Here is a 23,914-nt window from a genome sequence, read left to right as displayed (position 1 = left end):
TTGGTGTCGATAGAGTCGCGGCAACGGGAGGTGATCAAGTGTCCGATGCGACACCTACGCTGATGCGCCGACGGCTCGGGGCAATCTTGAAGACGATGCGGGGCAGGTCCGGGTTGAACCTCCCGGACGCGGCCAAGCTGCTGGGTCTGTCCGGCGCACCCACTCTGAGCAAGATTGAGAACGGGAAGCAGCGCCCGGACCTCGACAGGTTCTTCGAGGTCTACGGGATCACTGACGCGGCCCAGATCGCGGAGACCAAGAAGATCGCGAAGTTCGCTGCGACCAGCCGCCAGAGGAACCTGTTTTCACAGTACGGGGACGCGATCCGTGCCCCTTTCGCCGACTTCATCGAGCTGGAAGAAATTGCCACGCACGCCGATGTCTACGCGGCGCTGGTTGTTCCGGGCTTGTTGCAGACGGCGGACTACGCCCATGCCGTCATCGACGGCAGCAGCAAGTGGAACACCATGCGCGAAGTGAGGACGTTTACCGAGCTTCGCATGAAGCGCCAACAGGTGCTGGCTCATCCGCAGGAGGGCGAGGCCGCCGGGACCCCACTGTCGATGTGGTGCGTCCTCGATGAGGCCTGCCTGAGGCGGGAGGTAGGCGGGCCGGACACTCTTCGAGCGCAGCTCGCACACCTGCTCAAGGTGTCGGAGCAGCCGAACATTGAATTGCAGGTTCTCCCGTTCCGTGTAGGGGCGCACACTGGAATCGACGGCTCCTACACGCTTTTCCGCTTCGATGCGGGAGAACCTGTCGTTGCGTTGGAGCCGCTGACGACCTCCATCTACCTGGAGGAAGACGCTCATGTCGGGCGGTACGACCTGGCGTTCAATCACCTGCGAGCTCGCGCCTTGGACATGGACGGATCTCGCGACTTCATCAGAAAACTGATCGAGGAGGGTATCGATGATGACCATTGACCGAGGTGCGCTCCCGTTCAAGAGGAGCACCTACAGCTCCGGTGGCGACAACTGCGTTGAGATCGCCCTCCCCGAGAGAGGCATAGATGCCCCCATAGGGATACGCGATTCGAAGAACCCCGACGGCCCCATACTCCGGTGCGGACCCGACGCGTACCGGTCGTTCACCCGAGCCGTCGGAGCAGGCGACCTCCGCGTTCCGTAGGGGCAGCCAACGCTTCGTACCCACCACGCGTGCGCGTGGACGTGAGCGGTTTGTTCAAGACCGGGCGGCGGCAGCCGCCGGAGACTGACGGCATGACCGAACGCACCTTCACCCCGGCGGCGGGCCGCTTCGCGCCCACGCGTCTCTACGACCCCGTGGCCGCCCTGCTGCGCGAGCGCCTGTGGCGCTCTCTGCTGGCCATGCACGTGGCGCCCCGGCCCGAGGACGAGATCGTCGACGTGGGCTGCGGCACCGGCTCGCTGGCGCTGTTGCTGAACCGCGTGGAACCCCGGGCACGGGTCATCGGCGTCGACCCCGACTCCGACGTGCTGGCCATCGCGCGCCGCAAGGCCGGCACGGCGGGCACCGCCGGTACCGCCGTGGAGTGGCGGGTCGGCATGGGCGACGAGGTGGCGGGAATCCTCGGGGCCGGCTCGGTGGACACGGCGGTCTCCAGCCTCGTGCTGCACCAGTGCCCGTTGGACATGAAGCGGGCCGTCCTCGCTTCGATGCACGCGGTGCTGCGGCCCGGCGGGAAACTGGTGATCGCCGACTACGGGCTGCAGCGCACCCGGGCGATGCGCCTGGCATTCCGTGTCGTGCAGCTCGCCGACGGCGTCGAGGACACCCGGCCCAACGCCGAAGGGGTCCTGCCCCGGCTGATCTCCGAAGCCGGGTTCAGCGGCGTGCGCGAGGCCGAGGTGGTCTCAACGCTCAGCGGTTCCATCTCGGTGTACGTCGCGCGCCGGGCGTGACGGGTGACCGGCCGGGTGCAGCACGGGCAGGACGGCGGCCGGGGTGAGGCCCGTCATCTCCCTCATCCGCCGGGTGAAGTGCGCCTGGTCGGCGAAGCCGCCGACGACCGCCGCGTCGGCCGGTGACCGGCCCTCGCGCAGTGCCTCGGCGGCCCGCCGCAGACGTAGCCACAGCCGCCAGCGCACGAGCGGCAGGCCGAGCTGGTCCCGGGCCAGGGCGCGCAGCCGCTGGGGTGACAGACCGACGTCCGCGGCCAGGTCCGGCATCGAGACGTCCCGGTCCGCCAGTGTGCCCATCGCGGCCAGCAGCCGGGGGTCGAGCTGGTCCGAGGGGCGTGCGCCCGCCCGGCGGACGTCCCCCTCGCCGAGTTCGCGCAGCTCGGGGGCGGCCGTGATGCCGGGGCCGCAGCGGCGGCGCAACCGGTCGGCGAACGCGCAGTGGGGGTCCACGAAGAATGTGAGCTGGCCCCCTGCCGGGAGCATCCGGTGTCGCACCATCGGGGGCACGATCAGTACGGCGCCGCGATGGTGGGTGTCGTCGGAGCCCACCATGGCCAACTCGCCGCCGCCCCCGGACCCGCCCCCGACGCCGACCGCGATGGCGACCTGGAAGGCGGCGTGCCGGTGGAAGGGGCCGGCTGCCGACGGCCCCCGGTACAGCGCGTAGCCGACCCCGATGGCGGCTCGCGGCGCCGACTCGTCCTCCGCCTCCGCCTGGGCTCTCACCTCGTTGATGGTGCCGGGCCCGCACGGCTCAGCCATCGAGCGTGACCGGGACCGTGGTGGACGCGGGTGACGGTGGCGCGGACGTTTCAATTCCGGTCACGCACTCGGCCGGGCCCGCCGAGGCCCGGGTGAGCGCGGGGAGATCCATCCGCCGACGCATCAGCGTGTCGTGGAACGCGACGACGCGCATCGCGCCTTCGGCATGCGCATCCGGTCCCGACAGCCGAACGGCCAGTCCCTCCATGGCGCAAGGATAGGTGGCCACGGGCGCGCCGAGCGGTGCGTGATCAGGGTCCGATGCGCGACGGATGTCGGCTGAACTCACGGGATCCGACCACAAGGATGGCCGTCATGGACCCCGAACTCGAAGCATTCGTCCCGTTCCTTCCGTCGGCGCGGGGCCCGCGGAATACCGCCATCACCTCCTCCACGGGCCTGGTCGCGACGAGATCGACGAAGACGGGAGAGCGATGACGACCACCGACCTTGCCCAGGCGAGGGAGCGGCCCGCACCACCACAGGACGCCGGTGCCGCCGCGGGACAGAGCCTGACGGGGCTGCTGCGCCCCTATGTCCGGAGTTTCGCGGCCGTCGTGATCCTTCAGGTGATCGGCGCTCTCGCGGGTCTGGCGCCGCTGCTGGCGGTCGTCGAATTGGGGCGCACTCTGCTGGCGCCCGGTTCGGTCGATCACGATCGCGTCTGGATCCTCGTGGCCGCGGGTGCGGTCGGCATGTTCATCCGACTGCTGTTCACGGCCGCGTCATCCGGGATCGGGCACATCGTCGACGGCCAGGTGCAACTGGCGCTGCGCCGGCAACTGGCGGCGCGGCTGGGGCGCGCACCGATCGGCTGGTTCTCCCGGCGCCGGACCGGCGAGCTGGCGAAGGTGGTGGGGGAGGACGTGAGTGCGGTGCACCCGTTCATCGCCCACACCCCCGGCGAACTCGTCTCCGCCTTCGTGGTGCCGGCGGTGTCGCTGGTCTACTTGTTCACCATCGACTGGCGGCTCTCGCTGATCTCGCTGATACCGGTGCTGCTGGCCATGGCGATGGTCCCGCTGATGATGACCCCGGCCAGGGAGCGCGAGCAAGGAGAGTTCGACGCGGCCATGGGACGCGTGTCCAGTGCGGTCGTCGAGTTCGTCCAGGGCATCGCGACCGTCAAGGCGTTCGGTGGGGCCCAGCGCTCCCACCGCAGGTTCCGCACCGCCGCGGACGATTTCGTCGGCGTCTTCCGCCAGTGGGTGCGCGGCATCTCCAAACCCGCCGCCGGGATGCAGCTGGTGCTGTCGCCACCGTTCGTACTGCTGGTCGTGCTGATCGGCGGCGCGTTGCTGATCACGGACGGTGGCCTGGCCCCGGCCGATCTGCTGCCCTTCCTGCTGCTCGGACTGGGCCTGACCGCTCCGGTGGCGGCTCTCGGGCACGGCTTCGACGAGCTGCGGGCCGCCCGGCTCGCCGTCGGCCGGATCCGGGACGTGCTCGGGGTGCCGCCGCTGCCCGAACCCGCGCACCCGGTCGCACCGCAAGGCCACCGCGTGGAACTGCGTGACGTCCGCTTCGGTTACGAAGACGATCACGAGGTGCTGCGCGGGATCGACCTGGTGCTCGAACCGGGGACGGTCACCGCGATCGTCGGGCCCTCGGGCAGCGGTAAATCCACGCTGGTCCGGCTGCTGCCGCGGTTCTTCGACCCGACCCGGGGCTCCGTGGTCCTGGGCGGTGTCGATCTGCGCGAACTCGGCAGCCAGGAGCTTCATCGCATGGTCTCGTTCGTCTTCCAGGACGTTCGTCTGCTGCGCGCGTCGGTCGCGGACAACATCGCGCTGGCGGTGCCGGACGCCGGTCTCGATGACATCGTGCGCGCCGCCCGGCTGGCGCACATCCACGACCGGATCCTCGCCCTGCCCCGCGGCTACGATTCGGTGATCGGTGAGGACGCCGGCCTCTCGGGCGGCGAGGCGCAGCGGCTCGCGATCGCCCGCGCACTGCTCGCCGACGCGCCCGTCCTGGTGCTCGACGAAGCGACCGCCTTCGCGGATCCGCAGACCGAACAGGCCGTGCACCGGGCCCTGGTGACGCTGCGGGGCGACCGGACCCTGCTGGTCATCGCTCATCGCCTGGAGACGGGCGCCGACGCCGACACCGTCGTGATGCTGGAGAACGGGTCGATCGTCGAGCGGGGCGGCCCCGCCGAACTGCTGGCGCGAAACGGGAAGTTCGCCGCGTTCTGGCAATCGCACCGATCGGCGACGGCCGATGAGATCGAAGCCCGCGTCGGCGTACCGCGAGGAGACGAGTCCCGATGATCCGCATGCTGCTGCGCGTGCTGGGGCGCGAGTACGCCCAGCCGTTGCGTCGCACCGTGGCCCTGATGACGGCGACCGCGGTGGTCGAGGGCCTGTCCTACGCACTGTTGGTTCCCGTGCTGCGGGCCCTGTTCGGGAGCACACCCGAAGATGCCTGGCCCTGGCTGATCGCGTTCGGAGGCGTGTTCGCGGTCTACGCGGTCCTGCGCTACATCAGTGATCTCTTCGGTTTCCGCGTCGGGGCCCAGATGTTGCGTGGCGTGTACCACCGTCTCGGCGAGCACCTGGCCCGATTGCCCCTCGGCTGGTACGGCGCGGGCCGCCTCGGGGAAGTGTCCGTCCTGGCCAGTCGGGGTGTCCTGCAGGCGATGAGCGTGATCGCGCATCTGCTGGCACCGTTCATTTCCGCCTGTGTGACTCCCCTGACGATCGTCGTCGTGATGCTCGCCTTCCACTGGCAGATGGGGCTGGCCGCGCTGGCCGCCGTACCGGTCGTGGCGGCGATCCAGATCCGGACGGGACGCTCGATGGCCGCCGCCGATGGGGAGCGCGCCGAACGCGACCAGGAGGCCACCGGGCGGGTCATCGAGTACCTGCAGCTCCAGCCGGTACTGCGCGCCGGCGGCCGGACGGCCGAACGCTTCCGGTTGCTCGACGACTCGCTGCGGGACGTCGAGCGCGCGTCCCGCCGTGGCACGCTGTCGGCACTGCCCGGTGCGGTGGGCCTGACGCTCGCGGTGCAGGCGATGTTCACCGTGTTGCTGTCCCTGGGTGCCTTCCTCGCGCTCGGCGGGAACATCGGTGCGGCGGAGCTTCTGACGATCCTGGTGCTGGCCGCCCGCTGCGCGGATCCGCTGCTGTCGCTGTCGGACATCGGTGGCAAACTCCGCGGTGCGCGCTCCGAGCTGGCGAGACTCGACGCGGTACTGCGCACCGAGCCGCTGCCGGAAGCCGCCGACCCGGTCCGGCCGGCGGGCCATGACCTGCGATTCGACTCCGTCACCTTCCGGCATGGCGACCGCACAGTGATCGACGACGTGTCGTTGACCGTGCCGGCGGGACAGCGGCTTGCCGTCGTCGGACCGTCGGGTGCCGGCAAGAGCACCTTGCTGCAGTTGCTCGCACGGTTCTACGACGTGGACGCGGGCACGGTGCGCGTGGGGGGCGTGGACGTGCGCGCGATCAGCACGGAGGAGTTGATGGCGCGGATCGCCATCGTCTTCCAGGACGTCTATCTCTTCGACGGCACGATCGAGGAGAACGTGCGGCTCGGCCGGCCCGACGCCGACGAGGCCGAGGTGCGGTCGGCGGCGACCGCGGCACGGTTGGACGAGGTGATCGAGCGGCTGCCCGCCGGATGGTCGACGAACGTCGGCGAGGGCGGCGCCCTGCTGTCCGGTGGTGAGCGCCAGCGTGTCTCGATCGCGCGAGCGCTGCTGAAGAACGCGCCCGTCGTGCTGCTGGACGAGGTGACCTCCGCGCTGGACCCGGTGAACGAGGCGGCCGTCCACGACGGAATCGAGCGCCTGATGGCGGGCCGGACGGTGGTGATGGTGGCGCATCGGTTGAAGACCGTCCGACGCGCCGATCACATCGTCTTCGTCGAGGGTGGGCGGATCGCCGAGGAGGGCAGCCATGACGCGTTGCTGCGCCGCGGTGGCCGCTACGCCGACTTCTGGAACGCCTCCCCGGCACCGGCGGCGAACGAATGAGCCGGAACACGGCCCCCGGGCCGGATCACCCCTCGTACCGCGACCGGTAGAGAACGACCAGGGCCAGCCCCGCTCCCAGCAGGACCAGCGCGCCGCCGAACGCCATCGACCCGCTCATCGGCGGGCCGCTGTGGGCCAGTTCGTGGCCGTCGCCCGCGACCGGGCCCGCGTGCGGGCGCACGCTCGGCGGCGGCATCGGGCGGGGCAGGGGCGGCATGGGCCGGGGCAACGGCTTCGCGCTCGGCGAAGGGCCGGCCGGGGGTGCCGACGGGGTGCCCGACGCCTCCGCGGCCGGTGGGGGCGACGTCGCGCACCGGACCACGCACGGGCCGGGGCGCGACGCGGCGGTCGCGCTCAGGGCGGCGAGTGCGCACATGAGCAGCACGCCGCCGAGCGCGGTCGCCAGGACCGCCAGACCGGCCGTACGGAACCTTCCGCCCTGTTCCTTGCGCATGTACGAAAATATGCATGGACGGGCGAGCGGGATCCGGCAGCACACGCCCCGTTCCCCCGGACGGGCTCAAATCGAGCCTTTCCGGCGATTGAGGACAAGGCACAGCGAGCCCGTCCGGCGCTTGCGGACGCTCCCGCTCGCCGCCGCAAGCGGTGGTCCGCACCGAAGCGCCCTGGGGGCGGACGCTCACGCGTCCTTGAGTACCTGCCGCTGCCGCCCCAGGCCGTCGATCTCCAGTTCCATCACGTCACCGGCCCGCAGATACGGCTTGGGCTCCGGTTGGCCCATCGCCACTCCCGCCGGGGTGCCGGTGTTGACGACGTCACCGGGGTGGAGGGTCATGTACTGGCTGACGTACCGCACGATCCGCGCGACCGGGAAGATCTGGTCCGCCGTGCTGCCGTCCTGCCGCAGCCGGCCGTTGACCCACAGGCGCAGCCGCAGGTCCTGCGGGTCGGGGATCTCGTCGGCGGTCACCAGCCACGGGCCCAGCGGATTGAACGTCTCGCAGTTCTTGCCCTTGTCCCACTGGCCGCCGCGCTCCATCTGGAACGCCCGCTCCGAGACGTCGTTCGCCAGCGCGTACCCGGCTATCGAGGCGAGCGCCTGCTCGTCCGTGTCCAGGTAGCGGGCCGTCCGGCCGATGACGACGGCGAGTTCGACCTCCCAGTCGGTCTTCACGCTGCCCCGTGGCACGAGCACCGTGTCGTCCGGGCCGACGACCGTGTCCGGGGCCTTGAGGAAGAGGACCGGCTCGGTGGGGACCTTCACCCGGAGTTCGGCGGCATGGGCGTGGTAGTTGAGCCCCACGCAGACGATCTTCCCGATGCGGCCGACGGGCGGGCCGATCCGCAGGCCGGACGGGTCGAGCGCCGGCAGGACGCGGGCGCCGACGGCGGCCCGCACGTGCCTGAGCGCCGACTCGTCCGCGAACAGTCCGGCGTCGATGTCCGCCACCAGGGCCGACAGATCGCGCAGTGTTCCTTCCTCGTCCAGCAGCGCCGGGCGTTCCGCACCCGCCGGTCCCACACGCAACAGCTTCATCCGTACGACTCCCACGGTCGAAGGGTCGGCCCGGACGGTCTCGTCCGGACCGGCCGATGGGGGACGGCCATCGAGCGAACTGGCCGATCGTGCAAGAACGGCGGCTGCCTCCGCAAGTCCGTGTCCGGCAGCCGGACCCGCACGGGGATCCTCACACGCGGACCGTGGCCGCCGCCCTCGGGGTCCGAAGGGGCGTCAGATACGCCCGCTCGGCCGCCGTCCAGGCCGTGGTGGCCGCCAGGTAGAGACCGGCCGCCAGCGGCACGATCGCGGCGGTGACCAGCGTGCCGAAGGTGAGCAGCGGCAGGAGCTTGGTCAGGCTCGTCATGCCCGGCACCTGCTCGGAGCCCGGAACGGGCATCGTGGCCGCCGCCTTGCGGCCACGGGTGTACGTCCACGTCGCCACGGCCGCGATGAGGGCGAACAGGCCCAGGTACACCAGGCCCTGCGGGCCGAAGGCCCCGCCGTGGCCGAGCGCGTCCGCCCACCGGCCGCCGAGCCGGGCACCCAGCAGGGTGTGATCGAGCAGGCCGTCGCCGCCGGAGCCGGTGGTGAAGAGGTGGTACATCACGTAGAAGACGGGCAGTTGCACCAGGGACGGCAGGCAGCCCGCCCACGGCGACGAGCCGGCTTCGGCGTACATCTCGGTTGCCGCCTTGTGCAGCCTCTCCGGGCTGTTCTTGTGCTTGCGGCGCAGCTTCGCCAGCTCGGGGGCGAGTTCGGCCCGTGCCCGCTCTCCACGCGCCGCCGACCTGGCCAGCGGGTGCAGGGCGAGCCGGACGCCCAGGGTGAACAGGACGATCGCGGCGGCCGTCGCCGAAGCACCGAAGAGCGGGTCGATGACGTCGGCGAGCCGGGACAGCAGGGTGCCGAGGAATGCGAAAACGGACATGGGTGAGCCCTCCACGGGGTCTCGTCGTGCCGGAAACGGAAGGGGTTTCGGCGTGACGAGCCGCGCGGGCCCGGCTCAATGCGGCAGTGGCAAGGAAGCGGAGCGCCTACGCGGCCGTCGGGAGGGGACGGCCGGGCGCTCGGGGCCGGGGGCGGCCCTGGGCATCGGGATCGCGTTGGGAGAGGAACGCCGTACGCAGCTCCCGGTCCCGTATCGCGGTGCGTATGCGGGTCGGCGTGAGCGGGCCCTTGACGCGGGCGGCGAGCAGGGCGCAGGCCAGCAACGCCGCCGCCACGGCGGTCGTCGCGGCCAGGGCCACGACGCTCACCAAGCCGCTCTGCGCGAGCAGCAGTTCGGCCAGCACGAAGAGGAGCGCGCTCAGATACGTCCGCAGGACGAGCCGCCTGTTCTCGGCAATGGCGTAACGCATGACGTGCTCACCCCTCCCCGCAGGCCGTTCGTTCAGTCGTTCGTTCCGATGCTAGACGGTGCCACTGACAACCGGCACCTCCGGACCCGGATCCGTGGCCAGCACCTCGGAGTCCGGCCGTTCGTCCACCGTCTTCGGGCCCAGCCAGGAGACCGCCAGCGCGACCACCAGGTTCAACCCGAGGGCGACCGCCCCCGCGTTCACCCCCCACAGCGGATCGTTCCCGGTGAAGACCAGCGCGCAGACCAGCGCACCGCCCGCCACCAGGCCGCTCACCGCTCCCCAGAGCGTCAGCTTCCGCCACACCAGACCCAGCAGAATCATGGGAACGAGCTGCGCCATGCCCTCGTACGAGATGAGCGACAGCCGCACCAACGTATTGGGCGCGGTGTAGGTGAGCAGCAGAGCCAGAGCGCCCGCCGCCACGACCACCACCTGGGCGCCCGTCTTCTGCCGGTCCGGGCGGCCCGCCAGGCCGGGCATGACGCCCAGCACGCTCTTGCCCCACATCGTCCCGATGACCAGCATGAACACCGCCATCGGCACGATCGACGACAGGGCCGCCGCGACCCCGATCACACCGACCGCCCACGCGGGCAGCGAGTCCACCACCAGCTTGAACAGCGCCAGGTTCGACCCCGGCCCGGCCAGCCCCGGCACCACGAAGATCGCGGCCATGCCCAGCAGCATCGGCACGAACAGCAGCACGTTGTAGAACGGCAGCAGCATCGCGTTGCGGCGCAGCCCGTCGGCGCTGCGCGCGCCGAGGTAGCCCGCCACGGTCGTCGGGAAGATGACCACGGTCAGGGAGTTGAGGAAGCTCGTCGTGACGAACCAGCTGCCGCCCAGGCCGCTGCCGCCGTGCCCGGTCAAGGTCAGCCAGTCCGGCTTCTCCGCCACGAGGCGGTCCAGGAACGGCCCGTAGCCGTCGAAGTAGTGCAGGGGAACGTAGATCGCGAGGAAGCCCAGGGTGCCGATGACCAGCACGTCCTTGAGCACCGACACCCAGGCGCTGCCGCGCAGCCCGCTCACCACCACGAAGCCCGTGGTGACGGCGAAGGCGATGAAGTACGCCCAGTTCAGACTGATCGCCCCGTACGAGATCGTCGAGACGACCACGCCCATGCCGGTGATCTGCAGCTGGATGTACGGCAGCAGGCACACCGTCGCCAGGATCGCGACGGCCGTGCCGAGCCACGGCCGGCCGTAGCGGTGGGCGACCATGTCGGTGATGGAGACCAGGCCGTGTTCGCGGGCGTAGGACCAGAGCATCGGCCCGACCACGTAACCGATCGCGTAACCGCAGGACATGTACGCGATGACGTAGAGGACGGGCGCGCCGTGGTTGTAGCCCCAGCCCGCCGCGCCGAGGTAGCTGAAGCTCGTGTAGCCCTCGCCCGCCATCAGCACCCAGATGAAGACCGTGCCCATGCTGCGACCGCCCACCGACCACTCGGTGAGCCCGCCGCCCGAGCCCCGGCCCCGGACGGCGAAGAGCCCGAGGGCGACGGTGAGGACCATGAAGACGCCGAAGACCGACGTCGCGACGGTGGCGTTCACACCCGGCCCCGCTTCCGGTCCCCGCGCCAGGCCAGGAAGACGGCCGCCGGAGTCAGGAGGGTCGCCAGAAGCAGCCAGAAGAAGAGGAAGGGGAGACCGGCCACCGTCGGGTGGACGCGGTCGACGAGGGGGAGCGCGCCGAGGAAGAGCGCGTAGGGGGCCAGCAGCCAGAGCAAGGCGGGACGTTTCAGCACGGGGTCGACCATAAGCCGTGTCCGGCGGCCTTTGGTTACCGGTCGGCTGTGCCACCCGAGGCGGCGGGCGCGTGCTCAAAAGCCCCTTCGGCAGGGGACCGGTCGGCGGTAGAAACGCTCACCCCTTCGGGTGTAAACGCTATCCGCCCGCCGTGCGTTTCGAGGTGCGTCAGGCACAGCGTGTAGAGATGGACGCCATTCAGTGCCGGTCGGTAAACGACTTGATTCCGGTTTTCTTCTTCCTGGCTCTGCGGAACCGGTGAACGACCACAGAAATAAGGGAGTTGCCCTTGCGTCGCGACCCGCCAAGCACACCGAAGGATATCCCGTCGGCGCCGTCCGGGCATGTCCGGCGACGGCGCTGCGCAGTGCTGATGGCGGGTGTTCTCGGGGCGGCCGGTGTCCTGCTGGCCACCGGCAGCGCGAGCGCGCTCCAGTTCGCCTTCGCGGGGCGGGTGCCGATGGTCATCAGTGCGGAGAAGATCAGCGTTTCCGGCTTGTCGATCAACCCGGGGCTGTCGTCGGGAAAGCATTCCGATGCGGCTCTCATGTCGCTCTTCCAGGATTTTCGGGCCGACGATGTCTGTGTGACCTCCGTGGTGGAGCTGCCGGTTGTCGGAGTCACCACCGCCCGTCTGTACGCCGACACGCTGTCCGCCTCGAAGTTCACCATCGAGGCCTCCGCCCTTTCTTCGTCACGTGTTTCCCTTTCCCCGATCGGCCTGGAAACCGCGCGGGATCCGGCAGAGCCCTTCCGGCTTACCGCGGGTTCTTTTCACGCGTTCAAGGTCCGGGTCCAACCGCGGGCGTTCTCCGCGGGGAGTCTGGCCGCGAAGGGATTCCACGCGGACTTCGTCCACGGCCGTCAAGGCTGCCCGTCCAGCCCGCTCCGGGGTTCCGGTGAACGACTATGAACGATCTGTGGCCGACCGCTCGCTCCCGCTGGCTGCCCTGGTATCGCACGCGCCCTTTCTGGGGCGGCTTGTCGATGTGCCTCGGCGGCGTCGAAATCGTGCTGACCACCTGGGACGGCCTGGGCATGCTGCCGTTCTCGGGAACCGCCGGCGCCTCCGCGTGGCTGCTGGGAAGTCTGTGTCTCGTGTCCGGGTTCGCCACCTGGCAAGCCCCCGAGAGGCGGGTTTTCCCGGGAGTCCTCGCACTCGTGCTGTCCCTGGTCAGCCTGGTCGCGGCCAATATGGGCGGCCTGTTCCTCGGATTCCTCTTGCTGGCGTCCGGTGGAGCGATCACCGTGGCCTGGACGCCCGAACCACGTAGCGGCAAGGCCACGTAGCAGCAAGGCATCGTAAGAAAACCATCTCCCAAGAAAGGTCATGCCTTGGCGCGTTGGGAACTGGGCAAGTTCGACGAATGCCTCGATCTGGCAGGCGTCAAGGACGCCGGATTGCGGAAATCGTACCGGGCCTGCTTCAAGCTGGCGTTGAAGACGGACTGGGCCATGGCCATGGCCGGGGCGTTCCTGCCGCCGCAATACCGGCCCGCGATGGCCGCCGTGGGAGCCGTGGTGCGCTGGGTGGACGACTTGGCGGACCACCGAAAGGGCAGCCTCGCGCGCTTCTCCGAAGAGACCCAGGAACTTCTGACGGAAGTACGCTCGGGATATTCGGCGCACCCCGTGCGGGCCGCGATCGTGCACAGTATCGTCACGTTCGCCTTGCCCGTCCCGGCCCTGGAGAGGTTCGTCGCGACGACCCGGGGGGACATCGGCAGGAGCGAGTTCGCGACCGAGGCGGAACTGTCGGAATTCGCCCGCAGCGCCGTGGGCGCGCCCGTCCTGCTGGGCTGTCCGCTGTTGGGCGGCCCGGCCGGTGATCCCGCCTTCGAACACGCGGTGTTGTCCTTCGGCGAGGGCCTGGACAGGGTGGACAACCTGCGGGACATCTCGGAAGACGTGGCGCGCGGCTGGCTGGGAATCTCGACGGAGACGCTGGACAACTGCGCGGCGGACCGGTCGGATTTCCTCAACCGCAAGCCGACCCCGGCGGTGCTGCGGGCACTGCGCTGGGAAGCCGACCGCGCCGCCGCTCTGCTGTCCAGCGCCGACACCGTCTCGGCGGAGCTGCCTCCCTATGGCAAAGCCGCGATCGAAGCCATGCAGTCCCTGTACCGGCTGCATTTGCGGGCCGTCACCGAGGATCTGCCCGCCACCTTGCGGCGGCGCCCCCAGCCCCGCCCGGCTTCCCTGAAACGGCTGGCGGTCTCCTCACTGCGGTCCGTGTTCGAGGCGGTCCCCCCTCCCCGTGTCGAGATGGCCCCCGCCTGCCCCTCCGCCACCGCCGTGCCGGAACAACTCGACGACGTCCGCAGTTGGGCCTCGCACCGGGCGATCAGCGCCGAACTGAGGCGCTGCTGCGAAGGGGCGGACGACACGCTTCTCGCGCCGATCCAGAGCCACGCCCTCCTGCCGGTCGGAAAGCTGCTGCGGCCGGTGCTGACCGTGGAAGCCGCCGGGGCCGTCGGCGGGCGCACCGACATGGTGCTGTCCGCCGCGGTCAGCACCGAACTCGTGCATGTCGCGAGCCTGATCCACGACGACATCATCGATGGCGACCACCAGCGGCGCGGCCGGGACTCGGCCCCCTACCGCTTCGGCGCGGACCTCGCGCTCCTCGCCGCCAACGGTCTCGTCATGAAGGCCCTCCAGGGACTCTCCCGCTGCCGCGAGCGCGGGGTCGGCGCCGAGCGCGTCGCCCAGGCCTTCGCCGAAGCGGGGCGCATGGGGGAGGACCTGGCGCGCGGCGCGGCGCTTGAACTGAACATCTCGGATGACCTGGCCTGCGAGGTCGACAGCTACCTGGAGATGATCAGACTCAAAACGGCTGTGCTCTTCGCCTTCGCCTGCCGCCTCGGCGCGTATCTCGTCGAAGGCGGCGACGACCAGGTCCGGGCGCTGAGCGAGTACGGGCTGGCTCTCGGCATGGCCTTCCAGATCCGGGACGATCTCCTGCCCTACGACAGCACCTCCCTGGCAGCCGGCAAGGACGCGGCCAGTGACCTGCGCAACCGTCGCCCCACGCTGCCGCTCCTGCTCGCCCACGCCCATGCCTCGCCCTCCCAGCGAGCCGAGCTGCACGCGTTGTGGAACGACGCCGATGGCGAGCGCGCCCTGCCCGGGGTGCGGCGACTGCTCCAGAGCACGGATGCGCTGGCGCGGGCCCGGGACCTGGCCGTCGCGTACACGGAACGAGCCCAAGGCCACCTGGACCGGCTGCCCGACTCCCCCTACCGCGAGCGGTTGCGTCACGTGGCCTGCCGGGCCGCGCAGCGGATCAGTTGAACTCGGGGGCGGGGCGGATGGAACCAGAACCTGCCCGCGGATCTTCGGCCGCGGGCCGTCCGTGCCGCCTGCGGCGGCGGGTGCCCTGCGGGCGCGTCCTCAATCGCCGGACGGGCTGGTACCGGCAGCCCGTCCGGCGATTGAGGACACCGCCGCGCAGCAGTGGTGCGGGCTCTGCCTGAGGAAGGCCGTGCACATGACCCGCCGCGGCCTCGGCGGCGGTTCCGGCGGCTGGTGCGGGCCGACGGTGCGCCCCCGGGGCCTATGCGCCCCCCGGGACGTGGTGTGGTGACCACTTTCCAACATCAACATTGCTTGAGGTCGAGAAAGCGAGGAGGCTGAGATCGACCCCGGTGATCCTGCCCGAATTCGGGCATGGTTATGGTGAACATTCATGACGATAAGCACAGCGCTATGGTCCTTCGCCCTGGTCGTGGGGCTCCTCACCCTCACCCCCGGCCTTGATACCGCCCTCGTTCTGCGCACGGCGGCGCTCGGCCGCCGCCGGCGGGCCTGGGGCGTGGTGCTCGGCATCCAGACCGGCATTTTGGTGTGGGGCGCGCTCACCTCGCTCGGTGTGACCGCGCTGTTGACGGCATCTCAGGTGGCGTACGAGATCCTGCGCTGGGCGGGCGCGGTGTATCTGCTGTGGATGGGTGCGCGCATGCTGATCGACGCCTGGCGCGGCATGCGGGCCGAGGGGGCGGACGAAGCGCCGGCCTTGGACGAGGCCGGGACCCTGTACGAGGGCTGGCGCCAGGGCACGCTCACCAACCTCCTCAACCCCAAGGTGGGCGTCTTCTACGTCGCGGTCCTGCCGCAGTTCATCCCGGCCGGCGCCCCGCACTTCACGACCGGTCTCCTGCTGACCTGCGTGCACATACTGCTCGGCCTGGTCTGGTCGATGACCCTGATCGCCTTCGCCCGGGCCCTGCGCGGCTGGCTCCAACGCCCCGCAGCGCGCCGCGTCCTCGACCGCGTCACCGGCACGGTCATCGCGGGCTTCGGCCTGAAACTCGCCCTCGGCGACTGAACGGAACGCGGCGGCATCGCGAGAGCGCGACCGGCTGAGGAAAAGGAAAAGGCGGGTAGGGAATTCATGGGTGAGGATCCGCTCATCACCGCGGTCCGGGGCGGGGACGCCAAGGCGGTGGCGGCGCTGCTGGCGGGGGGCGTCGACCCCGACGCCGTCGACGGGCACGGCACTCCGGCACTGTGCCTGGCCGTGGACGACTTCGACCTTCCGGTCATCGAAGAGCTGAAGATGGCGCACCGGCCGGTCCAGCTGAATCGCCCCGGCGCCGACGGCCGTACGCCCCTGCTGCGTGCCGTCGACCGTGGCGCCTGCGAGATCGTATCCGTGCTCGTCAGCGCCGGAGCGGATCTGTGGATCACTGACGCCGAGGGGCGCAACGCCCTGGAACTGGCGCGGCACTGGCACCTCACAGGCGCGGAAGCGGAGCTGCGCCGCAGGAGCGGTACGGCGGAGCCGGTCGTACGCAAGGCGGCTGTGGACGGGTGGGGGAACGTCTGCGAGGAACTGTCACTCGGTGGGCTGACCGTCCGCAACGGGCACACCGCGATCCTCACCGAGCTCGAGCCGAAATACGGGATCACGCCGTCCTTCACCGAGTTGATGGGCCGCGCCCTGGGCGAGCCGGACGTCGATCAGCCGGTGTGGTCCGCGACGACGCTCACGCTCCAGGGGCGCCACGCCCCCACCGTCTGGGCGGAGGCCGCCGCCCTGCGCGACCGCCCGAACCCGCTGGAACGGTACTGCGGTGCCGAGGTGCTCCGGCTCGTCAACCTCTTCGACGAAAGCGACGACAGTCCCTTCGACAGGCCGCTCGTCGATCTCTTCCTCCCCTGGGCGGCACGCGAGGAGGACCCACGGGTGATGCGGGCACTGACCGCCGGCCTGGCCGAGGCCATGGACCCCCGGGCCGAGCAGCCCCTGCCGGCGCTCACCCGGCACCACGACCCGGAGGTCCGGTGCCGGGCCCTCTCCGGCCTTCATTGGACGGGCACGAAGGGGAACCCCGAGGCGCTGGCCGTCATGATGACGTGTACCCGGGACCCCGATGCCCGGGTACGCGAGACGGCATGCAGGGTGCTCGGCGCCGCGCCCAAGGATCACCCCGGCTCCTCGGAAGCGCTTGCCACCTGCCTGAACGACGAGGACGAGGCGGTACGGGTCGCGGCGGCGATCCCCCTGTTCCTGCGCGACGACACACGGGCCGACCGGGTACTACGCGCCCTCGGCCCCGTCGAACACGGCTCGCCCTACTTCGGGGCCTTCCATGCCGTCTGGTACCACCACCGAGCGCTGGGCCCCGCCGATTGAACCGCGTCGTGGGCCGAATATTCGGTTGCGGGACTGTCCCGGTGTTTTCTAGCCTGTTGCAGCTCTGTCGTGCCCGTTCGGGGGTCCGACGATGTGTTTTGAGGTGATGGCATATCTCCCAGGCCCTGTAGCCGCTCGTTCTGAGGCTCTTTCCGGTTGCCTGCCGTGGCGGGCTGCCGAGGCATGCCTCGACGGCGGTGTACCAGATGGCCTGGGCTTCGTCATACCTTTCGCTCCTGTCGCGCTGTAGGCGTACGGGCATGCCCAGGCCTGCCCTTTTCCCTCCCCTACGCGGACAGGAATCTTGGTTTCCGTGTCTACCGACACTTCTCCCTCCGTCCGGCCGTGCCCCGCCGCCGGGCCGGGCCGGGCCCGCACCATCACCTTGATCGTGGTGCTGGCCGCCGAGCTGATGAACGCGCTCGACGGCTCGATCGTCTACACCGCCCTTCCTTCGATCCAGGCCGGCACCGGCGCCTCCAGCGCCGCGGTGCAGTGGATCCACGCCGCCTACGCGCTGACCTTCGCCCTCGGGCTGATCACCGGCGGGCGCCTGGGTGACCTCTACGGCCGCAAGCGGGTCTTCCTGCTGGGCACCGGCGCCTTCACCGCCGCATCCGTGATCTGCGGTCTCGCCGGCACCCCGGCCCTGCTGATCGCGGCCCGCGTCGTCCAGGGCGGCGCCGCGGCGGCGATGGTTCCGCAGGTCCTGGCGACCTTGCACGTCACCTTCGACGAGGGCTCCAGGGCCAGGGCGTTCGGTCTGTACGGCACGGTCATGTCACTGGGCAGCGTCCTGGGGCCGGTCCTGGGAGGCGTCATCACCGGCGCCGATCTCTTCGGCCTCGGCTGGCGGCCGATCTTTCTGATCAACCTGCCCATCGGTCTGGCGGCCGTACTCCTCGGCCTGCGCTGCGTCCCCGAATCCCGGGAGCGCGACGCCCGGCGCCTCGACCCCCTGGGCATGGTGCTGTCCAGCCTGGGCCTGTTGCTGATCGCCTGTCCGCTGACGGTCGGCGCGGAACGCCACTGGCCCGCCTGGAGCCTGTTCATGCCGGCGACGGGCCTGGCGGTCCTGGCGGTGTTCGTGTTCCAGCAGAGGGCCAGGAGTACGCGGGGGGCCGCCCCGCTGGTCGTGCCGGCACTGTTCGCGAGCAGGGCCTTCCGCGGTGGTCTGGCCGCTCAGCTCGTCTTCGGTTTGTTGTCGGGCGTGTTCTTCCTGGCGTGGACGTTGTTCCTGCAGGACGGCCTCGCCCTGTCTCCTGGCCGGGCGGCGCTGGGCTTCGTGATGGCCTCTCTGGGGGAAATGGCCGGGGCCTGGCTGGCGATGAGCCTGGCCACCCGTCAGGGACGACGCGCGCCGCAGGCCGGGGCGTTGCTGGCCGCCGCCACGCTGGGCGGCTATGCGTGGCTGATCGCGGAGCGGGGCACCGGTCTGCCGTTGGGGTGGACCGTCGCTCCGATGCTGGTGGCCGGGCTCGGTCTCGGCCTGATCGGGGCGGCTCTGGCCGACCTGACTCTGGGGCAGGCCGACCACGGCTCCGCCGGCTCCGCGTCCGGGCTGTTCAACACCTCGACCCAGCTCGGGATCGCCCTGGGGACGGCACTGACCTCCGTGGTGTTCTTCGCCCGCTGCCCGGCCGGCAGCCGGGGGACCACCGTCACCACGGCGTTCACCGGAACCCTCTGGTACGTCATCGGCGCCCTGCTGGCGATGTGGGCTCTCATGCTCCTGCTGCCCGGACGCCGGCGAACGGGCTGAAACCTTTCCCAAGGTCCTTGACGAGGAACTACCACCCCATGATCCGAGTGCTGGTCGCAGATGGTCTGCGACTGACCCGCGAGGCGCTCTCCGCCGTCCTCGCGTCCGAACCCGGTGTGCACGTGGTCGCGCAGGTACGGCGGGGCGACGACGTCCTGCCGAGCGCCCTGCGCACCCGCCCGAACGTGGCGCTGCTGGACGCCGATCTGCCCGGACTGGACGGGATCTCGGCCGCGGCACAGCTCAAAGCCGCCCTGCCCGCCTGCCGCGTCATCATCCTGACCGCTCCTGATCGCCCCGGTGTCCTGCGGACCGCCCTCAAGACGGGGGTGGAAGGGTTCGTGAGCAAAGGCGCGTCCGTCAGAGAGCTGGCCGACACCGTTCGCACGGCAGCCCGCGGCGAACGGGTCCTGGACCCGCGAATCGTCGCCGACGCCCTGCACGCCCCCGACAACCCGCTCAGCGAACGCGACATCGAGATCCTCCGCCTGGCCGCGCAAGGACACACACCCCAGGAAATCGCCGGGACGCTGCATCTCTCACCGGGAACGGTCCGCAACAATCTCGCCGCCATCAACCGAAAGACCGGAGCACGCAACCGCATCGAGGCGATACGTACCGCCGCCACGCACGGCTGGATCTGACGGAGGGCTCCGGCGCCCGAACAGGGCACCACGCGATCGAGGCGTGCAATCTGCACGGAGAACGATGCACTTTGCCTCTCCGCATGAGTTCCCGTGCTGTCCCCTGATGCCGCCTCATTTCATATACCCGCAGGTCAGCGCACTCCCGTGGGGAAATGTGGAGAGCAAATCGGTGGATCGCATTCCGAGCGGTTCTGGAAGAATCTGAACTCGGCGCCGGGCCGCTGGCCGGCCCGGCGCCTCCAGCACGGCCTTCTCTTGGCCGGTGCTGAATGCCAGGAAGACGAGCCCTTGACTCCATGGCCGGCGATTTCCGCTGAGTGCCAGTCAGGCCCGCTCTTCACGCGCATGGTCAGTCAAGGGAGCACAGGGCGACGGCATCCGTCGCAGAACCGGGAGACACGATGTCCAGTCGATGTGATGTATGCGGCAAGCAGCCCAGTTTCGGGAGGCGCGTCGCGCGCGCGGGGCTCCGTGCCCAAGTCCGCCACGTCAAGGGGCGGTCGAGCCGCCGCTTCAACCCCAACATCCAACCGGTCAGGGCGGTCAAGGACGGCACGCCCGTACGTATGAAGGTGTGCACTTCGTGCATCAAAAAGGGCAAGGTGGAGCGCCGGGTCTCGGCGTAAGCCTTTCGGGCCGTCGCTTCGGCCACCTCAAGGGCAGCTTTCGCATCCTTGCCGCGGTCGTCGGCAGGTGGCCTCGCCGTGCCGAGCGGGATGAGTTTCCCTGTCACGATTGCGGGCTGCTGACCGCACCCCTTGACGGGCCGGACGAGTGGTACACCGTGCTCGACAGCGTATGGGAGCGCGTCGGCGCCGGCGAGGAAAGCGTCCTGTGTATCGGCTGCCTGGAGGCACGCCTCGACCGTCGGCTGCGGCCTACGGATTTCGTTGCCGCCGCTCTCAATGATCCGGACTACGGGCGGCACAGTAAACGACTGCTCAGTCGTTTGCGGCCCCAGACCGCCGGGGCAGGGCGGTCGAAATAAATGGGTTTGCTCAGGATGAAGCCTCCTCTACTCTGGAATGGATTGCGAAGCGCGCTCGCGCTTCCACTGTTCTGTTCCGCGTTTCGAGGTGATGACGTATCTCCCAGGCCCTGTAACCGCTCATTGTGAGGCGCTGTTGCCGGTTGTCCGCCCCTTGGCGGCGTTTCCGGCGATACCTCCACCGCGGTGTACCCGATGGCCTGGGTTTCGTCATGCCCTTTTCCGCTCCTGTCTCGCTTGCGGCGACACGGGCACGCCCAGGCTTGCCCGTGTCCCACTTCCACACGAACAGGAATCTTCGTTTCCGTGTCTACCGACACCTCCACCTCCGTCCGACCGCGCCTTGGCGCCGGGCCGGGCCGTACCGCCATGATCACGCTGATCGTGGTGCTGGTCGCCGAGCTGATGAACGCGCTCGACGGCTCGATCGTCTACACCGCACTGCCGTCGATCCAGGCCGACACCGGCGCCTCCAGCGCCGCGGTGCAGTGGATCCCCGCCGCCTACACCCTCGCCTTCGCGCTGGCCCTGATCACCGGCGGGCGCCTGGGTGACCTCTACGGCCGCAAGCGGATCTTCCTCGCCGGGACCGCGGTGTTCACCCTCGCCTCGCTGTTGTGCGGCATCGCCACCAGCCCGGCCGTGCTGATCGCCGCGCGAGCCCTCCAGGGCGCCGCGGCGGCGGCCATGGTGCCGCAGGTCCTGGCGACCATCCACGTCACCTTCGACGGGGAATCCCGGGCGAAGGCGTTCGGCCTGTACGGCATGATCATGTCGCTCGGTGGTGTACTCGGCCCCGTCCTGGGTGCCGTCCTGACCGCTGCCGACGTCGCCGGACTGGGCTGGCGGCCGATCTTCCTGATCAACCTGCCCATCGGCCTGGCCACGGTGCTGCTCGGCCTCCGGTTCATCGCCGAGTCCCGTGAAGAGCGGGCACGGCGTCTGGACCCGCTGGGCATGGTGCTCTCCAGCACGGGTGTACTGCTGATCGCCTACCCGCTCACCGTGGGCGGCGAGCGGCACTGGCCGGCCTGGAGCTTCGCCATGCTGGTCGCGGGCGCCCTCGTGCTGGCCGCTTTCGTGGCCCAGCAGCGGGCCAGGACCGCCAAGGGCGGCTCCGCGCTGATGGCGCTCTCCCTGTTCCAGGGCAAGGCCTTCACCGGCGGGCTCGCCGCCCAGCTGGTCTTCGGCCTGGTCTCCGGCGTGTTCCTGCTGACGTGGACCCTGTTCATGCAGGACGGGCTCGGCCTGTCCCCGGGGCAGTTCGCTCCGGCCTCCGTCGCCATCTCGATCGGCGGCATGGCCGGTGCCATGCTCGCTTCGAAGTGGGCCGCGCGCCATATGCGGCGGGTGCCCCAGACGGGCGCCCTCCTGGTCGCCGCCACCCTGGCCGGCTACCAGCTGCTGGTGAGCGGCCAGGGAACCGGTACACCGTTCGCGGCCGCCGTCGCTCCGATGGTCCTGCTCGGATTCGGCTTCGGCATGATCGGCGCCGGCCTGGCGGGCCTCACCCTCAGCCAGGTCGGCCACGAGGACGCGGGCTCCGCGGCCGGGTTGTTCAACACCGCGATGCAGCTCGGCACCGCCATGGGCATCGCGCTGGCCTCCGTGGTGTTCTTCACCCACGCCCCCGCGGGCAGCCACGGCACCACCGTGACCAGTGCCTTCGCGGGCAGCATCTGGTACGTCATCGCGGCCCTCGCGGTGATGTGGGCTCTGATGTTCCGGCTGCCCAAGCCGGCACAGCACACCTGACCCACACCCGGCGGCCCCACCCCATCACCAGGGGTGGGGCCGCTGCCATCTCCGGGGGCGTCGGGCGAACCCCCGGCCGACGGATGATGAGTCCGTTAAACCCCCGCGCGGGAGCGCCTACGCAGCCATACCAAAGGCAGCGTGCCCACGAGGGCGAGCGCGCCGGGGGCCGTGGCGGCCGCCGTGTTGATGCCCCGCTGGTCGAACGTGTCCGCCACCGGCAGTGTCGCCCAGCGGTCGACCGGCCAGGCGACGACCACCGCGCGGCCCACCACGCTGTCGACCGGGACCATGCCCCCGCCGGGGCCGTTGCGGTGGAAGCGGGAGTCCGCCGATTCCTGGCGGTGGTCCCCCATCACCCAGAGCTTGCCCTTGGGCACCTTGACCTTGAACTGGCCGTTCCCGGCCGGGGTGCAGGCCGTGTTGCCCGCGAAGACGTACGGCTCGACGAGCGCCTTGCCGTTGACCTTGACCGGGCCCGTGCCCTGGCACTCCACCGTGTCGCCACCGACCCCGATGACCCGCTTGATCAGGTCCTTCTCCTCGGCGGACGGCATCAGCCCGACGAAGCTGAGCGCCTTCTGGACGGCGTTGGGCTGCGGGGTCGGCTCGTACTTCAGCCAGTCGTCCGGGTCGTGGAAGACGATGACCTCGCCGCGCTCGGGCTCCGAGCCGAACCACGGGGTCAGCTTGTCCACGAGCACCCGGTCGCCCCGCTGCAAGGTGTTCTGCATGGAGTCCGAGGGGATCGAGAACGCCTGCACCAGGAACGTCTTGATCAGCAGGGCGAGCACCAGGGCGACCCCGATGAGGATCGGCAGTTCCTTCCAGAGGGGCCGCTGCTTCCTCTTCGGCTTCGTGCCGCGCCGGTCCGACGCCGTCGGACCGTCCTCGGGCCCGTCGTGCTCCGGCCGTGCTTCGACCGCCACGTCCCCCACGCTCTGCTCCTCACTCGTGCTTCCCCGCCCGCTCCGTGTCCGGCGCGGGCCCGCCACTCCCACAACGAGCGGGAGTTCCACGAGCTAGGGAGTCGGATCGTCGGAAACCGATCCTAGGTGACCTGCGACTTCCGGCGGCACGGGCCGTGAACGCCGGTCACCGCGACCGGACGCGGGCGCCCGGCCCCTCGCCGCCATGGGCGAATTCAAGCCGTTACTTTGGGTGATGATCGAGGAGTTGGCTACATTGCGTGGTGCACGCCTCGTGCGGTGACGGTCTTCGCCCAAGTGACGGAAACCACGGGGAGTTAACGGTCTGAAATGCGGAACTCCGCCCGACTTGCCGGGTCTCCAAGATCGCCTTTTCCACTACGCTCCGCGTTGTCGGCCACCTTCGGTAACCGATGGAGGTCGGCGAATTTTCCCCCCTCAACGGGTCGGTACGACCCGGAACTTGGAGAGACGCATGCGTCGCATTTCCGCGCTCGCCGTGACCGCCGCGCTGGCCGGTGGCGTTCTGTTCACGGCCCTGCCCGTCACGACCGCCACCGCCGCTCCCCACAAGACCTGCGACGTGGCCCAGATGGGTCAGCAGGTCGCCGACCTCAAGGCCAAGGCCGCCAAGCTGCGGAAGCTGGGCGAGCCCGAGGCGGCCAGGCGCGCCCAGGCCCAGGCGGACTCCATCGCCAAGCAGCGCGCCGCCTGCATCAAGGCCGACGAGACGGCCTCCAAGCCGCGCTGGTAGCAGAACCCCCATCAGGCATCGCCCGTCCCGAGTGTGTGGGGGCGGGCGATGCCTGTTGTCCTGCGGACTGCTGTCGAGTACGCACCTTCGCTGCGCGGCGGTGTCCTCAAGCGCCGGACGGGCTTGTTGTGCGGTTTCCTCAGGCGCCGGACGGGCTGCTGTGTTGTGTCCTTAAGTGCCGGACAAACTGTTGTGCTGTGTCCTCAGGCGCCGGACGGGCCGGGTGTTGCCGA

Annotated in this window: 25 protein-coding genes; 16 read left to right on the top strand and 9 right to left on the bottom strand. The window is 70.1% G+C overall.

Annotated elements, in window-relative coordinates; genetic code table 11:
• The first annotated feature begins 38 nt into the window (after window positions 1-38).
• The 3 genes from ACZ6MA_RS04505 (at window position 39) to ACZ6MA_RS04495 (ending at window position 1,886) form a co-directional block, all read left to right on the top strand.
• On the top strand, window positions 39-926 hold the full coding sequence (locus ACZ6MA_RS04505) for a helix-turn-helix domain-containing protein (RefSeq protein ID WP_469430962.1): 888 nt from the start codon (window positions 39-41) through the stop codon (window positions 924-926).
• On the top strand, window positions 913-1,131 hold the full coding sequence (locus ACZ6MA_RS04500) for a DUF397 domain-containing protein (protein ID WP_469430961.1): 219 nt from the start codon (window positions 913-915) through the stop codon (window positions 1,129-1,131). Before ACZ6MA_RS04505 ends, ACZ6MA_RS04500 begins: the two co-directional genes overlap by 14 nt.
• Window positions 1,132-1,223: 92 nt before the next feature.
• On the top strand, window positions 1,224-1,886 hold the full coding sequence (locus ACZ6MA_RS04495; protein WP_469430960.1) for a class I SAM-dependent methyltransferase: 663 nt from the start codon (window positions 1,224-1,226) through the stop codon (window positions 1,884-1,886).
• On the opposite strand, the gene ACZ6MA_RS04490 is transcribed toward ACZ6MA_RS04495, so the two are convergent.
• Both ACZ6MA_RS04490 and ACZ6MA_RS04485 read right to left on the bottom strand, forming a co-directional pair.
• A complete protein-coding gene (locus ACZ6MA_RS04490; RefSeq protein WP_469430958.1) occupies window positions 1,839-2,612 on the bottom strand; it encodes a helix-turn-helix domain-containing protein in 774 nt (257 codons plus the stop codon). The two genes, ACZ6MA_RS04495 and ACZ6MA_RS04490, sit on opposite strands and share 48 nt — an antisense overlap.
• Before the next feature lie 28 nt (window positions 2,613-2,640).
• A complete protein-coding gene (locus ACZ6MA_RS04485) occupies window positions 2,641-2,856 on the bottom strand; it encodes a hypothetical protein (RefSeq protein WP_469430957.1) in 216 nt (71 codons plus the stop codon).
• Window positions 2,857-3,082: 226 nt separating this feature from the next.
• Here ACZ6MA_RS04485 and ACZ6MA_RS04480 point away from each other — a divergent pair, with 226 nt between their 5' ends.
• Window positions 3,083-4,921: an ABC transporter ATP-binding protein gene (locus tag ACZ6MA_RS04480; protein ID WP_469430955.1), complete on the top strand. Its 1,839-nt coding sequence runs from the start codon at window positions 3,083-3,085 to the stop codon at window positions 4,919-4,921.
• Window positions 4,918-6,633, top strand: a complete 1,716-nt coding sequence (locus tag ACZ6MA_RS04475; RefSeq protein WP_469430954.1) for an ABC transporter ATP-binding protein — start codon at window positions 4,918-4,920, stop codon at window positions 6,631-6,633. The genes ACZ6MA_RS04480 and ACZ6MA_RS04475 overlap by 4 nt, the downstream gene beginning before the upstream one ends.
• Window positions 6,634-6,658: 25 nt before the next feature.
• Here the strand turns inward: ACZ6MA_RS04475 and ACZ6MA_RS04470 are convergent, their stop codons facing one another.
• From ACZ6MA_RS04470 to ACZ6MA_RS04445, 6 genes are all read right to left on the bottom strand, one after another.
• The gene (locus ACZ6MA_RS04470) at window positions 6,659-7,087 is read right to left on the bottom strand and encodes a hypothetical protein (RefSeq protein WP_469430953.1); all 429 of its coding nucleotides are present in this window, start codon (window positions 7,085-7,087) and stop codon (window positions 6,659-6,661) included.
• A 186-nt stretch (window positions 7,088-7,273) separates the two neighbouring features.
• Window positions 7,274-8,131: a fumarylacetoacetate hydrolase family protein gene (locus tag ACZ6MA_RS04465; RefSeq protein WP_469430952.1), complete on the bottom strand. Its 858-nt coding sequence runs from the start codon at window positions 8,129-8,131 to the stop codon at window positions 7,274-7,276.
• A 151-nt stretch (window positions 8,132-8,282) separates the two neighbouring features.
• A complete protein-coding gene (locus ACZ6MA_RS04460; RefSeq protein ID WP_469430951.1) occupies window positions 8,283-9,023 on the bottom strand; it encodes a YidC/Oxa1 family membrane protein insertase in 741 nt (246 codons plus the stop codon).
• Window positions 9,024-9,129: 106 nt separating this feature from the next.
• Window positions 9,130-9,453 (bottom strand): DUF6412 domain-containing protein, encoded by a 324-nt coding sequence (locus ACZ6MA_RS04455; RefSeq protein WP_469430950.1) that lies wholly within the window; start codon window positions 9,451-9,453, stop codon window positions 9,130-9,132.
• Window positions 9,454-9,504: 51 nt separating this feature from the next.
• Window positions 9,505-11,013, bottom strand: coding sequence for a sodium:solute symporter family protein (locus ACZ6MA_RS04450; protein WP_469430948.1), 1,509 nt, complete (start codon window positions 11,011-11,013; stop codon window positions 9,505-9,507).
• Window positions 11,010-11,207, bottom strand: coding sequence for a DUF3311 domain-containing protein (locus tag ACZ6MA_RS04445; RefSeq protein WP_390154288.1), 198 nt, complete (start codon window positions 11,205-11,207; stop codon window positions 11,010-11,012). Before ACZ6MA_RS04445 ends, ACZ6MA_RS04450 begins: the two co-directional genes overlap by 4 nt.
• Before the next feature lie 290 nt (window positions 11,208-11,497).
• Between ACZ6MA_RS04445 and ACZ6MA_RS04440 the strand changes: the two genes are divergently transcribed.
• The 10 genes from ACZ6MA_RS04440 (at window position 11,498) to ACZ6MA_RS04395 (ending at window position 21,998) form a co-directional block, all read left to right on the top strand.
• The gene (locus ACZ6MA_RS04440; RefSeq protein WP_469430946.1) at window positions 11,498-12,121 is read left to right on the top strand and encodes a DUF6230 family protein; all 624 of its coding nucleotides are present in this window, start codon (window positions 11,498-11,500) and stop codon (window positions 12,119-12,121) included.
• The gene (locus ACZ6MA_RS04435) at window positions 12,118-12,498 is read left to right on the top strand and encodes a DUF6114 domain-containing protein (RefSeq protein WP_469430945.1); all 381 of its coding nucleotides are present in this window, start codon (window positions 12,118-12,120) and stop codon (window positions 12,496-12,498) included. The genes ACZ6MA_RS04440 and ACZ6MA_RS04435 overlap by 4 nt, the downstream gene beginning before the upstream one ends.
• A gap of 45 nt (window positions 12,499-12,543) precedes the next feature.
• Complete coding sequence (locus tag ACZ6MA_RS04430) at window positions 12,544-14,502, top strand: polyprenyl synthetase family protein (protein ID WP_469430943.1); 1,959 nt, start codon at window positions 12,544-12,546, stop codon at window positions 14,500-14,502.
• A gap of 394 nt (window positions 14,503-14,896) precedes the next feature.
• Complete coding sequence (locus ACZ6MA_RS04425; protein WP_469430942.1) at window positions 14,897-15,535, top strand: LysE family translocator; 639 nt, start codon at window positions 14,897-14,899, stop codon at window positions 15,533-15,535.
• A gap of 66 nt (window positions 15,536-15,601) precedes the next feature.
• Complete coding sequence (locus tag ACZ6MA_RS04420) at window positions 15,602-16,846, top strand: HEAT repeat domain-containing protein (protein ID WP_469430940.1); 1,245 nt, start codon at window positions 15,602-15,604, stop codon at window positions 16,844-16,846.
• Between the two features lie 313 nt (window positions 16,847-17,159).
• Entirely contained in the window at window positions 17,160-18,608 is a 1,449-nt protein-coding gene (locus tag ACZ6MA_RS04415) for an MFS transporter (RefSeq protein ID WP_469430938.1), read from the top strand.
• Between the two features lie 38 nt (window positions 18,609-18,646).
• Window positions 18,647-19,252, top strand: coding sequence for a response regulator (locus ACZ6MA_RS04410; protein ID WP_469430937.1), 606 nt, complete (start codon window positions 18,647-18,649; stop codon window positions 19,250-19,252).
• A gap of 404 nt (window positions 19,253-19,656) precedes the next feature.
• The gene (gene rpmB, locus ACZ6MA_RS04405) at window positions 19,657-19,881 is read left to right on the top strand and encodes a 50S ribosomal protein L28 (protein ID WP_469430935.1); all 225 of its coding nucleotides are present in this window, start codon (window positions 19,657-19,659) and stop codon (window positions 19,879-19,881) included.
• Window positions 19,830-20,243, top strand: a complete 414-nt coding sequence (locus ACZ6MA_RS04400; RefSeq protein ID WP_469430933.1) for a hypothetical protein — start codon at window positions 19,830-19,832, stop codon at window positions 20,241-20,243. Before rpmB ends, ACZ6MA_RS04400 begins: the two co-directional genes overlap by 52 nt.
• Before the next feature lie 306 nt (window positions 20,244-20,549).
• Window positions 20,550-21,998, top strand: a complete 1,449-nt coding sequence (locus tag ACZ6MA_RS04395; RefSeq protein ID WP_469430932.1) for an MFS transporter — start codon at window positions 20,550-20,552, stop codon at window positions 21,996-21,998.
• 95 nt (window positions 21,999-22,093) lie between these two features.
• Here the strand turns inward: ACZ6MA_RS04395 and lepB are convergent, their stop codons facing one another.
• Window positions 22,094-22,936, bottom strand: a complete 843-nt coding sequence (gene lepB / locus ACZ6MA_RS04390) for a signal peptidase I (protein ID WP_469430930.1) — start codon at window positions 22,934-22,936, stop codon at window positions 22,094-22,096.
• A 466-nt stretch (window positions 22,937-23,402) separates the two neighbouring features.
• Between lepB and ACZ6MA_RS04385 the strand changes: the two genes are divergently transcribed.
• A complete protein-coding gene (locus ACZ6MA_RS04385; RefSeq protein WP_469430928.1) occupies window positions 23,403-23,681 on the top strand; it encodes a hypothetical protein in 279 nt (92 codons plus the stop codon).
• Window positions 23,682-23,914: the final 233 nt, after the last annotated feature.

The sequence above is a fragment of the Streptomyces sp. NPDC042259 genome, from assembly GCF_055582085.1.
Note: the sequence above shows the minus strand (reverse complement) of the source record. Positions and strands in the feature narration are given on the sequence as shown.